The sequence below is a fragment of the Pseudomonas entomophila genome, assembly GCF_029478665.1.
GTDB classification, from domain to species: Bacteria; Pseudomonadota; Gammaproteobacteria; order Pseudomonadales; family Pseudomonadaceae; genus Aquipseudomonas; species Aquipseudomonas entomophila_F.
This window is the reverse complement of the sequence record NZ_JARPQB010000076.1, coordinates 1-11,687: the sequence shown is the minus strand read 5'-3', so window position 1 is coordinate 11,687 and position 11,687 is coordinate 1. Positions and strand designations below refer to the sequence as shown.

Here is an 11,687-nt window from a genome sequence, read left to right as displayed (position 1 = left end):
AGTAGGTCATCGTCAAGATTCATTTCGCAAAACCCCTATCTGCGCATGCAGGTAGGGGTTTTGTCTTTGTGCCCCGGAAAAATCTTCCCCTCGTAGGAGCCGGCCTTGCCGGCGAACACCGGCTATGCCGGTGCCACCCACCGCGTAACGTCCTTCGCCGGCAAGCCGGCTCTTACCCTCGTGCCAACTCCGCCAGGTGTGCCGTTGCTTCTTCGCTCTTGAGCACCAGCACGTCACCCTCCAGCGAATCCAATACGACCTCCGCGGTATTGCCAATCAGGGCACCGGAAATCCCGGTGCGCGCCACGGTACCAATGATGGTCACCACGGCATCACACTGTTTCTCGGTATAAGGGATCAGTACATCCGCAGGCCCTTCGGCGATATGCAGGCGATCGTCGCTGATATCGAACTCCGCCTGGAACGCCTTGCAGGCTTCCCGATAGCGCTGCTCGATGGTCTCGGTGAGCTGGTACACCGGGTCGGATGCCGACAGCATGGGGGAGGGGTGGGCACTGATGACGTGCAGTTCACCCTTGGCCAGGCTGGCAATGGCATAGCCATGGTCGATGATACTGGCGTGCAACCGGCGATGATCCTCGTCCTGGTTGCCCACATCCACGGCCGCAAGAATCTTGCCGCCCATCCAGGGCCGCTCGCTCTTGACCATCAGTACCGCGCATGGGCACTGGCGCAGCAGCTTCCAGTCATTGGGCGTCAGCAATGCCTTGCGCAGCGGATTATCTGGACGATGCTCCTTGATCACCAGTTCACAGCCTTCCGCCTGCTGCACATGGATGATCGATTCGTGCAGGCTTTCCTTCCAATGCTGCTCATGGGTGACATTGTCATAGCCATCGTCGTGCAACTGGCTACTCAGCAGGCTGAGCAAGGCACTGTGGTCTTGCTTCTTGTCGCACATGAGCAGATGCAGGCGGGCACCGGTCACGCCTGCAATCAGTTTCGCCCGGGTCAGGGCGCGGCTGTGGGCGTGCTCGGGGTCGAGGACGACGAGGATGCTGCGGACGGCTTGCATGGGCGTGAACTCCCTTCTCAATGGCGGCCAATGCCTGACTATAGACGGCGCTCCTCCTGCCGCCGGTTGACATGCATCAAGCATAGCCACTGGCACTCGACGTCGCCGCCGGTATAATCGCCGGTCCTGCCAGTGTCTTGTGTGATTGTGAGTGTTATGTCCCTGATTCCCGAAATCGACGCCTTCCTGGGCTGCCGTACCCCTGACGCCTGGATCGAGGCGGCGCTGGCCGACCAGGAGACCTTGCTGATCGACCACAAGAACTGCGAGTTCAAGGCTGCCAGCACGGCGTTGAGCCTGATCGCCAAGTACAACACGCACCTCGACCTGATCAACATGATGTCGCGCCTGGCCCGCGAGGAGTTGGTGCACCACGAGCAAGTGCTGCGGTTGATGAAGCGCCGAGGCGTGCCGCTGCGCCCGGTGTCGGCGGGGCGCTACGCCTCAGGCCTGCGCCGCCTGGTACGTGCCCATGAGCCGGTCAAACTGGTGGATACGCTGGTGGTGGGGGCCTTCATCGAGGCGCGCAGCTGCGAGCGCTTTGCCGCACTGGTACCGCACCTGGACGAAGAACTCGGCACCTTCTACCACGGCTTGCTGAAGAGTGAGGCTCGGCATTATCAGGGCTACCTGAAGTTGGCCCATCACTATGGTGAAGAGGCGGACATCGCGCGTGTCATCGAGCAAGTACGCGAAGCGGAAGCGCAGCTGATCATGTCACCTGACCAGGAACTGCGCTTCCACAGCGGTATCCCAATGGCGCTGGCTGCCTGATCGGCGTTTACTGCCGACGGCCCAGCAGCAGGCCGACCACCAGGCCGAAACCCGCGGAGATCGCCACGGTCTGCCAGGGGTGCCCGCCAATGTACTCCTGCGTGGCGTCGACCACCGGCTGGGCCCGTTGCCCCAACCGGCCAGTGGCATCGCGCGCCTGGCGCAGCTTCAGGCCCAGTTGGGCGCGAAGGGTGTCGGCTTCCTCACCGACCAGCGAAACGCTCTCGGTAAGCAGTTTCTCCGATTCCTCGATCAACGCCTGCAGCTCGCTGAATACCTGATCCTTGATCTGTTCACTGTCGTTTGATGCGGCGGTTTTCCTGGCCATGTACACATCCTCGTGGCGAGTGGGGTTGAACAGTGGATGCCGCGACGTCGGGAAAGTTGCAGCGGCTTTCCCGTGCCGAGCCGCCAGCGTGTAAGATAGCGCCCATTTTCCAGCGGCAGGTATTACCCATGAGTTTCAATCTGGCCAACATGAGCTTCCAGGAACGGGCACAGATCGAGGCGGAAAAGGCGCGTCTGTTCGAATACTGGCAGAGCAATCTTGGCAAGGCCAAGGGCGAGGCAGCGCGGCTGATTGCGGAAAAGCCGCGACGCAAGAGCAAGTGGGCTGACTGGGTACGCGCCGAACTGGACGGCATGTCGCCGCCCGAGTTCACTCAACTGGTGCGCAGCGAAGTCAACAAGATGATGGCTGCGGCCAACGCCAGCCGCTGAGTCAGGCGAACATCTCGAGTACGGCGCTGTTCCGCCAGTGGGTCCATCACGCCACTGTTGCGCCGATAGCGGGTGTCGGAGAATCTTCCTGACCTTCCCCTGACAGGAGTTTCCAAGATGCCCAAGTCCATCGTCGCTGCCCTGCAGATCGGTTCGCTGCCTGAGGGCAAGGCGGCCACCCTGGAGCAGATCCTCGGCTACGAGCAGGCTATCCGCGAGACCGGCGCCAGCCTGGTGGTCATGCCGGAAGCCCTGCTCGGTGGCTACCCAAAAGGGGAAGGCTTCGGTACTCAGCTGGGCTACCGCCTGCCCGAGGGTCGCGAAGCCTTCGCCCGTTATTTCGCCAATGCAATCGACGTGCCTGGTAGCGAGACTGCTGCCCTGGCCGGGCTGTCGGCGCGCACGGGAGCGAGCCTGGTGCTTGGAGTGATCGAGCGCAGCGGCAATACCCTGTACTGCACCGTGCTGTTCTTCGAACCTGAAGCTGGGCTGGTGGCCAAGCATCGTAAACTGATGCCGACCGGCACCGAACGCCTGATCTGGGGCAAGGGCGACGGTTCCACGCTGCCAGTGGTCGACGGCCGCGCCGGGCGTATTGGTGCCGCGGTGTGCTGGGAGAACTACATGCCCTTGCTGCGCACAGCCATGTACGCCAAGGGCGTGCAACTGTGGTGCGCGCCGACGGTGGATGAGCGTGAGTTGTGGCAGGTGAGCATGCGCCATGTCGCGGCGGAGGGGCGCTGTTTCGTGATCAGTGCCTGCCAGGTGCAGGACTCGCCCGCAGCGCTTGGCATGGAGGTGGCCAATTGGCCGGCCGAGCGGCCGTTGATCAACGGTGGCAGCCTGATCGTCGGCCCGCTGGGCGATGTGCTGGCCGGGCCGTTGGTGGGCGCGCGAGGGCTCGTCTGTGCCGAAATCGATACCGACGAGCTGGTGCGTGCCCGTTACGACTTCGATGTGGTCGGCCACTATGCGCGGCCGGATGTCTTCGAGCTCAGCGTGGACGAACGCCCACGCCCTGGTGTGCGTTTCGTCGGCTGAGGATCACCAGCCCGCGCTTGCAGCCTTGGGCAGGTCAAGCCTGCCCTTGTCGGTGAAGCGCACCGTGCCCAGCGGGCCACCGGCCAGCTTGCCGCGCAGCACATAGGGCAGGCCCTGCAGCGAATCCACGCGGCTCAGGCCATAGGCCTGGCGCAGGAAGGCGAAGGCGGTGATGCTGACCGGCACCACGATCATCGCCTCGTCATAGCGGCCGATATGCCCACGCTGATCACTCACGCCAGCGGCCAGGGGTTGGTCGTTGACCTCGAGGGTGAGGGCCACGCCGTTGAAGTCGACCGGCGTTTCGTTGGGGTTCTGCACGCGGATCTTCACCGCCATGCGCAACTCCATGTCCTGGCCGGGCAAGGGGTCGATGCCGACCACGCTGATGTTCAGCGGGTCACGGCCCTGAAACAGGGCGCAGGCATTCAGGCCAAGGGTCAACAGCAGGATCAGGCAGCAGCGCACAAGCATGGTTTTCACGGCCTTGGTTCACGGGCAAGTCGGCAGTGTGGCAAATGCACGGCGGGGTTGAAAGGGTGGGCCTTCATTCGAATACCGCCAGTAGATCCTCGACGAAGGCCTGCTGGGCCTCCCCCGGCATCTGCCCGCGATGCCGGGCCAAGGTAAACGGCACCACGAAGTCAAGCCGCGGATCCAGCGCCCGGAGCAACCCCTGTGCTTCCCAAGGTGCGGCGCAGTGGCATGGCAGGTAACCGATATGCTGGCCCGAAAGGATGAACGTCAGCGCACTGTCGATCTGCTCGGCCACGGCCATGCTGTACCGGCTTTGGAAGGGCTCACCCTGCTTGAGAAAGCGATAGGGATGGCGCACCTGATCGACTTCCAGTAGCTGATCCTGGGTGATGTCCCGGGCGTCGAACAACGGATGCGCTTTGCCGCAATAGAGCCGTTGGCGTTCGTCGAACAACGGTACATAGTCGAATGCGGCCTGCGTGCCCGAAAAGTAGCTGATCGCGCAGTCCAGGCGCTGTTCCAGCAGCAGGCGTTCCAGCTCGGCGGGCGGGGCGCTGGTCAGTTCCAACTGCACGGATTCTTCGCGCTGGCGAAAGCGCGCAACGGCCTGGGCGATACACAGGGTGATGCGCTGGTCCTGGTTCTCGGCCAGGCCGATGCGCACCGTACCCAGCAATCGGCCGGCCACGCCATTGGCTTGCTGGCGGAACTGTTCGATCTGCAGCAACAGGCCCTGGGTCGCCTGCAGCAGCAGTTCGCCTTTTTCGGTCAGGCGAAAGCCACCTTTACCTCGGCTGCACAGGCGATAGCCCAGGCGAGTTTCCAGCCGCGCCATCTGCTGGCTGATGCTGGGCTGGCTCAACCCCAGCACGCCCTGGGCGGCACTGAAGCCGCCGGCCTCGACTACAGTGACGAACAGCCGCAGCAGGTGCAGGTCCGGGTCGTGCAGTTGTCCGAGCATCACATTGCTCCTGGTGAATGTCAGCTTCGCAAAGTTGCCATTTTTGCAATGTAACCCGGCAGGCATGCTGGCGGCATCCACCCTTTTGCCGAGGTGTCCGCCATGCATCGAACGTTGTGCCTGCTCCCATTGCTGCTCGCCTTGCCACTGCAAGCCGAGGAAAAGGTCGTCAACCTGTACAGCTGGGCCGACTACGTCGCCCCGCAAACTCTGGAGCGTTTCGAAAAAGAGACCGGCTACAAGGTGCGCTACGACACCTTCGATACCACCGAGGTGCTGGAGACCAAGCTGCTCACCGGCCGTAGCGGCTATGACGTCGTGGTGCCCTCGGCCACCGTGCTGGCCAGGGCGCTGAAGGCCGGCGCCTTGCAACCGCTCGACGTCCAGGCGCTACCGGGCTACGCCAACCTCGACAAGGACCTGCTGGCCAAGTTGGCCGAGACCGACCCGGGCAACCGCTACGCCGTGCCCTACACCTGGGGCACCCTGGGCCTGGGGGTGAATGTCGAGGCGGTCCGCCAGCGCCTGGGGGATGTACCGCTGGACAGCCTCGACCTGTTGTTCAAGCCCGAATATGCCAGCCGCCTGAAGGATTGTGGCATCGCCATGCCCGACTCACCCCAGGAAGTGATCGGCCTGACCCTCAACTACCTTGGCAAGGACCCCTACAGCCAGAACAAGGCTGACCTGGACGCTGCCCAAGCCTTGCTGCAGCAGTTGCAGCCGTCGATCAGCTACGTGGCCAACGGCCGCCAGATCAACGACCTGGCCAATGGCAGTGTCTGCCTGGCGCTGACCTATAACGGTGACGCGGCCATGGCCGCCGACCAGGCGCGCCGTGCTGGCAAGCCATTCGAGCTGGTCTATCGCATCCCTCGCGAGGGCACGCTGGTGTGGCAAGACAACCTGGTGATCCCCAAGGACGCTCCGCACCCTGAGGCCGCCCGCGCCTTCATCGCCTTCATGCTGCGCCCCGACTCGGTGGCGGCGCTGACCAACACGCTGTTCTTCGCCAATGCCAACCAGGCCGCCACGCCGCTGGTGGACGAGGCGATCCGCAACGACCCGGACATCTACCCGCCTGCCGACGTGCGCCAACGGCTGTTCGCCGACCGCAGCATGGCGCTCTCCGACTTGCGCCAGCGCAACCGCTTGTGGACCGCTTTCCGCAGCCGTCAGTAAAAAATCACAACAGGAGACAAACCGTGGATCTCGCCCAGGACAACGACCAGGCCATCACCCGTGACAGCCTCTACGGCACGGCCGCCGAGAGCACCTATGCCGGTATCACCAGTTTCTCCAGGCGCCGCTACAGCCGCGACCTGCGCGGTGTCGATGTGGTAGTCAGCGGAGTGCCGTTCGACACCGCCACCAGCAACCGCCCGGGTGCGCGCTTCGGGCCGCGGGCCATCCGCGCGGCCTCGGTGCAGCAGGCCTGGGCCCGGCACTGGCCTTGGGCGTTCGACCCCTTCGACCACCTGGCGGTGATCGACTATGGCGACTGCGCGTTCGACAGCGGTACCCCAGAGTCGGTACCCGGCAGTATCCAGGCCCATGCCGAGCGCATCCTCGATGCCGGTTGCGCCATGCTGACCCTCGGCGGCGACCATTTCATCAGCTACCCGCTGCTCAAGGCCCATGCCCGCCAACATGGCCCGCTGGCGTTGATCCACTTCGACGCGCACAGTGATACCTGGCCGGACGAGGAGGGCAAGCGCATCGATCACGGCACCATGTTCTGGCATGCCGCCCGGGAAGGGCTGGTGGATCCGGCGCATTCGGTGCAGATCGGCCTGCGCACCACCAACGACGACAGCCAGGGCTTCGCCATCCTCGATGCGCGGCAGGTGCATCGCCAGGGCACCGAGGCGATCGTCGCGGCGATTCGCCAGCGGGTTGGCGAGCGGCCGGTGTACCTGACGTTCGATATCGACTGCCTGGACCCGGCCTACGCGCCTGGTACCGGTACGCCGGTCTGTGGGGGGCTGAGCACGGTGCAGGCGCTGGAGATCCTGGGCGGGTTGCGCGGGATCAACCTGGTGGGGATGGACCTGGTGGAGGTGGCGCCAGCCTATGACCACGCCGATATCACCGCGCTGGCGGGGGCGACGCTGGCGATGGAGATGCTCTGTCTTTATGCGGCGCGGCACAAGGTGGACAAGGAGGGGGCGGTTTAACAGCGGTTTGCCGGAAAGCCGGCTCCTACGGGGGAGAGGGTTGAAACATCGAGAATTATCTCGACGGTTGCATCGAACCCCGCGCGCCTTAGGCTATCCAACGCTGAGGCGCGCCTTTTCGTAGCGGAGGTGAAGCATGAATCCGACATTCACGTGTTTGACGCTTGGCCTGCTGCTGGCCTTGCCGCCGGCGGTACTGGCCGCCAACGACAGCAACAACCCCTACAACAGCCCGATCATGCGCGCCAACCCCAATAGCCGGCAAGGCAGCGTGCCCGCCACGCCTCCTGTGCCCGGCGCCTCCACCCAGCCGATCCCGCGCCCACCGACACTCGATAATCGCGGCATTGGCAACGGTGAAAACCTGCGTCGCCAGCAACAGACCCCGAACCTGGAACCCACCCGGCCACCGCGCGACTCGCAACGCGTGCCCTGAGCCCTTTCGAAGGAATCGAACATGACGCCACGTAGCTGGTTGACCACCCTGGCCGCTGCCAGCCTGTTTCCCCTGCTGGCCCAGGCCGCACCCGAGCAGCAGTTTCCCAGCGAGGAGGGTCGGTTGACTGTCAGCACCCTGGCCGACGGCCTGCGCAACCCTTGGGCGCTGGCGTTCCTGCCAGATGGCAAGGGCATGCTGGTCACCGAGCGGCCGGGCAACCTGCGCGTCGTGAGCACGGACGGCAAGGTAGGGCCGCCGCTCTCCGGCGTGCCCAAGGTCTGGGCCGAAGGACAGGGAGGGCTGCTCGATGTCGTCCTGTCGCCGGACTTCGCCAAGGATCGCACGGTGTATTTGTCGTTCGCCGAGGCGGGCAACGACGGCAAGGCGGGTACGGCGGTTGGCCGTGGCCAGCTTTCACAGGATCTGGCGCGTATCGACCATTTCACGGTGATCTTCCGCCAGCAGCCCAAGCTGTCCGAGGGCAACCACTTCGGCTCACGCCTGGTGTTCGACCGCGATGGCTACCTGTTCATTGCACTGGGCGAGAACAACCAGCGCCCCACGGCGCAGGACCTGGACAAGCTGCAGGGCAAGATCGTGCGTCTGCTGCCCGATGGCGAAATCCCCAAGGACAACCCTTTCGTCGGCCGTGACAATGTGCGCCCGGAGATCTGGTCGTTCGGCCACCGCAACCAGCAGGGCGCGGCGCTCAACCCCTGGACCGGCAAGCTGTGGACCCACGAGCATGGCCCGCGGGGTGGTGACGAGATCAACATTCCCGAGCCGGGCAAGAACTATGGCTGGCCGATCGCGACCCATGGCATCAACTACTCGCTGCTGCCGATTCCAGAGGCCAAGGGCAAGCACGTCGATGGCATGGTCGACCCGCACCATGTATGGGAGAAGTCGCCGGGCATCAGTGGCATGGCGTTCTATGACAGCCCGACGTTCAAGGCCTGGGACCACAACCTGTTCATCGGGGCGCTGGCGAGCCAGGAGCTGATCCGGCTGCAGCTCGAGGGTGACAAGGTGGTGCATGAAGAGCGCTTGCTCGGGGACCTGAAGGCGCGGATCCGTGATGTACGGGTGGGGCCGGATGGATACCTGTATGTATTGACCGATGCCAAGGATGGGGCATTGCTGAAGGTGGGGTTGGGGGAGAGCTGACAGATTTGCTTCGGCTGTGCTGGCCCATTCGCCGGCAAAGCCGGCTCCTACACGTACGGCGCTGAGCTTGACGGCGATGCAGTTCTGCGAAGAGGCTGTCACTGTCGTACCATGGCGGTTTCTTTCCCGGCGCCCCGGCATGACCCCCGAATCCCTCTACCAGCAGGCCCTTGGCGAACGGGGCTACGTCCCTGACCCTGCCCAGGCCACCGCCGTCGCCGCGTTACAGGCGTGTTTCGACGCCCTGCGTACAGGCGAGCCAACCCAGGGCCTGTACCTCTGGGGCCCGGTCGGCCGTGGCAAGACCTGGCTGATGGACCTGTTCCACCGGTGTCTGGAGATGCCCGCCCGGCGCCAGCATTTCCACCACTTCATGGCCTGGGTCCACCAGCGGCTGTTCCAGCTCAATGGCACCGCCGACCCGCTCAAAGCCCTGGCAAGGGAGCTGGCCTGTGAAATTCGCGTGTTGTGCTTCGACGAATTGTTCGTCAGCGATATTGGCGATGCGATCATCCTCGGTCGCTTGTTCCAGGTGCTGTTCGACCAGGGCGTGGTGATCGTCGCCACCTCCAACCAGCCCCCCGAACAGCTGTACCGCGATGGCTTCAACCGCGAGCGCTTCCTCCCGGCCATCGCGGCCATCGAGCGGCACATGCGTGTGCTGGCGGTGGCCGGTGAACAGGACCACCGCCTGCATCCTGGGGTGCGACACCCGCGTTACTGGATCAGCGAGCCGGGGCAGCCGAGCGCGTTGGAGGCGGTGTTTCAACAACTGAGCCAGGACGACCACGGCCATGACCGGCCCTTGCAGCTCGGCTCTCGGCAGATCCATGTCGTTCGGCGCAGCGACCAGGCCATCTGGTGCCGTTTCGCCGACCTGTGCGAGCAGCCCCTGGCGGCAATGGACTTCATGGCCTTGTGCGACCGTTTCCAGGTGATCCTGGTCAGCGGCATACCGGCGTTGGGGGGCGTTCAGCAGGCCGGGCGCATCGCCCGCGGCACCGAGGATGGCGCCGCGCGGGTCGAGGCAGGGGATCGCACGCTCCCCACCCTGGCCCCCAAGGATGATAGCGTGCGCCGTTTCATCGCCCTGGTCGACGAATGCTACGACCGCCGGGTGGCCTTGTACCTGGAGGCCGAGGTTGCGCTCGAAGCGCTCTACACTCAAGGGTATCTGGCGTTCCCGTACCAACGGACCCTGAGCCGGCTACGGGAGATGCAACTGCAACGCTTCGCCTGAAGGAGCCGACCATGGAGCCGCTGTCGCATCATCTGCTGACCCAGGCCTACAACAACGGCTGGGCCAACCACCGCCTGTACAAGGCCTGCCTGCAACTGACCCAGGACGAGTTCGTCGCCCCCCGTTGCAGCTTTTTTCCCTCGATCAAGGCCACCCTCAATCATCTGCTGACGGTGGACTGGTTCTACCTCGACGCGCTGGAGTGCGAGCAGCGTGGCGAGGCGCCGGATCCAGACGGCGAGCGCTTCTTCCAGCCGGAACAGCCATTCGCCACCTGCACCGATCTGCAGACCCAGCAGGCCCAGGCCGACCAGCGGTTGATCGCCTATTGCCGACAGTTGAGTGATGACCAGCTGGCGCGTTACGTGAGCATCGTGCGGCCGGACCGGGTGCAGCGTGAGCTGCGTTTGCGCTTGCTGTCGCACCTGTTCGAACACCAGATCCATCATCGCGGGCAGGTGCATGCGATGCTCAGTGACACGGCGGTGAAGCCACCGCAACTGGATGAGTTCTTCTGTGAGGAGGAAGCGGCGCTGCGGGCCGATGATTTCGCTGAGTTGGGCTGGAGCGAGGCGCAGATCTGGACGCCCCTGTAAGGGCCGGCTTGCCGGCGAGGCAGACAACGCGGAGGCTGGCACCGGCGAGGCCGGTGTTCGCCGGCAAAGCCGGCTCCTACAGGGGAACCGGCGCCAAGGTGTCACGCGGTGCGAAACCAGCCCAGGGTAATGATCGCCACCACGATATAGCGTCCGCCTTTGGCCAAGGTCACCAGCAGCACGAAGCGCCAGAAGGGTTCGCGCATGATCCCGGCGATCAGCGTGAGCGGATCGCCGATCACCGGCATCCAGCTCAACAATAAAGACCACTGTCCCCAACGCTGGTAGCGCTGCTGGGCGCGCTCAAGCTGGCTGGTGCTGAACGGGAACCAGCGACGATCGCGCAAGTGCTCGATGGCCCGGCCCAGCACCCAGTTGACGATGGACCCCAGCACGTTGCCCAGGGTGGCGACCAGCAGCAAGGTCGCCCAGGCATGGGGATCGCGGATCAGCAGCCCGACCAGCACGGCTTCGGATTGCAGTGGCAGCAGGGTGGCGGCGCCGAAGGCGCTGAGGAACAGCGCCCAGAGACTGAGCATCAGTAGTTGGCGACCACGGTGTCCTGGTCGTCATGGGTCACGCCGATGACCTGGTAGGCATCTTTGTGATCACCCATCTCCATGCCCGGCGAGCCCATGGGCATGCCCGGCACCGCGATGCCCTTGAGATCATTGCGCTTGGCCAGCAGGCGTACTTGCTCGGCTGGCACATGGCCCTCGACGAACTTGCCGTTGATCACCCCGGTGTGACAGGAGGCCAGGCGCGGCGCGACTCCCAGGCGCTGCTTGACCGCGCTCATGTTCGCCTCGACGTGGTCGTTGACGGTGAAACCGTTATCGCTCAGGTGCTTGATCCATTCCTTGCAGCATCCGCAGTTGGGGTCGCGGTAGACGTCGATGGTCTCGGCGGCCTGGGCCAGGCCGGTGATGGCCAGCAGGCCGAGGGTGAGCAGGTGTTTGCGCAGCATGGTGAAGCTCCTGTGAAACAAAAACACATCGGGTTGATTTCGCGCGGGCCCTGTAGGAGCAACTGTCTTGCTCAATTTCTAGAATCTAGCGT

Annotated in this window: 15 protein-coding genes; 9 read left to right on the top strand and 6 right to left on the bottom strand. The window is 64.2% G+C overall.

The features are described from left to right. Positions 1-172: 172 nt before the first annotated feature. Complete coding sequence (locus P5705_RS25115) at positions 173-1,036, bottom strand: universal stress protein (protein WP_044488240.1); 864 nt, start codon at positions 1,034-1,036, stop codon at positions 173-175. Between the two features lie 156 nt (positions 1,037-1,192). Between P5705_RS25115 and P5705_RS25110 the strand changes: the two genes are divergently transcribed. Beyond that, complete coding sequence (locus tag P5705_RS25110) at positions 1,193-1,810, top strand: tRNA-(ms[2]io[6]A)-hydroxylase (protein WP_252091038.1); 618 nt, start codon at positions 1,193-1,195, stop codon at positions 1,808-1,810. Between the two features lie 7 nt (positions 1,811-1,817). Here the strand turns inward: P5705_RS25110 and P5705_RS25105 are convergent, their stop codons facing one another. Next, positions 1,818-2,138 (bottom strand): DUF883 family protein, encoded by a 321-nt coding sequence (locus P5705_RS25105; protein ID WP_277463563.1) that lies wholly within the window; start codon positions 2,136-2,138, stop codon positions 1,818-1,820. Positions 2,139-2,266: 128 nt separating this feature from the next. Between P5705_RS25105 and P5705_RS25100 the strand changes: the two genes are divergently transcribed. Next, positions 2,267-2,530, top strand: a complete 264-nt coding sequence (locus P5705_RS25100) for a hypothetical protein (RefSeq protein WP_011534642.1) — start codon at positions 2,267-2,269, stop codon at positions 2,528-2,530. Positions 2,531-2,647: 117 nt separating this feature from the next. Next, positions 2,648-3,571 (top strand): carbon-nitrogen hydrolase family protein, encoded by a 924-nt coding sequence (locus P5705_RS25095; RefSeq protein WP_277463562.1) that lies wholly within the window; start codon positions 2,648-2,650, stop codon positions 3,569-3,571. A 3-nt stretch (positions 3,572-3,574) separates the two neighbouring features. Here the strand turns inward: P5705_RS25095 and P5705_RS25090 are convergent, their stop codons facing one another. Together P5705_RS25090 and P5705_RS25085 are read right to left on the bottom strand one after the other, a co-directional pair. Beyond that, a complete protein-coding gene (locus P5705_RS25090; RefSeq protein WP_277463566.1) occupies positions 3,575-4,045 on the bottom strand; it encodes an LEA type 2 family protein in 471 nt (156 codons plus the stop codon). 73 nt (positions 4,046-4,118) lie between these two features. Continuing rightward, entirely contained in the window at positions 4,119-5,009 is an 891-nt protein-coding gene (locus tag P5705_RS25085; protein ID WP_277463561.1) for a LysR family transcriptional regulator, read from the bottom strand. Between the two features lie 102 nt (positions 5,010-5,111). On the opposite strand from P5705_RS25085, the gene P5705_RS25080 reads away from it, so the two are divergent. The 6 genes from P5705_RS25080 to P5705_RS25055 all read left to right on the top strand — a co-directional run bounded on the left by P5705_RS25080 (position 5,112) and on the right by P5705_RS25055 (position 10,628). Next, complete coding sequence (locus tag P5705_RS25080) at positions 5,112-6,191, top strand: extracellular solute-binding protein (RefSeq protein ID WP_277463560.1); 1,080 nt, start codon at positions 5,112-5,114, stop codon at positions 6,189-6,191. A gap of 23 nt (positions 6,192-6,214) precedes the next feature. Further along, on the top strand, positions 6,215-7,186 hold the full coding sequence (speB, locus tag P5705_RS25075; RefSeq protein ID WP_277463559.1) for an agmatinase: 972 nt from the start codon (positions 6,215-6,217) through the stop codon (positions 7,184-7,186). Positions 7,187-7,322: 136 nt separating this feature from the next. Next, on the top strand, positions 7,323-7,622 hold the full coding sequence (locus tag P5705_RS25070) for a hypothetical protein (protein WP_277463558.1): 300 nt from the start codon (positions 7,323-7,325) through the stop codon (positions 7,620-7,622). 21 nt (positions 7,623-7,643) lie between these two features. Then, positions 7,644-8,792, top strand: a complete 1,149-nt coding sequence (locus tag P5705_RS25065; protein ID WP_277463557.1) for a PQQ-dependent sugar dehydrogenase — start codon at positions 7,644-7,646, stop codon at positions 8,790-8,792. Positions 8,793-8,931: 139 nt separating this feature from the next. Further along, positions 8,932-10,032, top strand: a complete 1,101-nt coding sequence (gene zapE / locus P5705_RS25060) for a cell division protein ZapE (RefSeq protein WP_277463556.1) — start codon at positions 8,932-8,934, stop codon at positions 10,030-10,032. Positions 10,033-10,043: 11 nt separating this feature from the next. Then, positions 10,044-10,628 (top strand): DinB family protein, encoded by a 585-nt coding sequence (locus P5705_RS25055; protein WP_277463555.1) that lies wholly within the window; start codon positions 10,044-10,046, stop codon positions 10,626-10,628. Between the two features lie 101 nt (positions 10,629-10,729). Here the strand turns inward: P5705_RS25055 and P5705_RS25050 are convergent, their stop codons facing one another. Continuing rightward, a complete protein-coding gene (locus P5705_RS25050) occupies positions 10,730-11,167 on the bottom strand; it encodes a YqaA family protein (protein ID WP_277463554.1) in 438 nt (145 codons plus the stop codon). Continuing rightward, positions 11,167-11,595 (bottom strand): DUF411 domain-containing protein, encoded by a 429-nt coding sequence (locus tag P5705_RS25045; protein WP_277463553.1) that lies wholly within the window; start codon positions 11,593-11,595, stop codon positions 11,167-11,169. Before P5705_RS25045 ends, P5705_RS25050 begins: the two co-directional genes overlap by 1 nt. Positions 11,596-11,687: the final 92 nt, after the last annotated feature.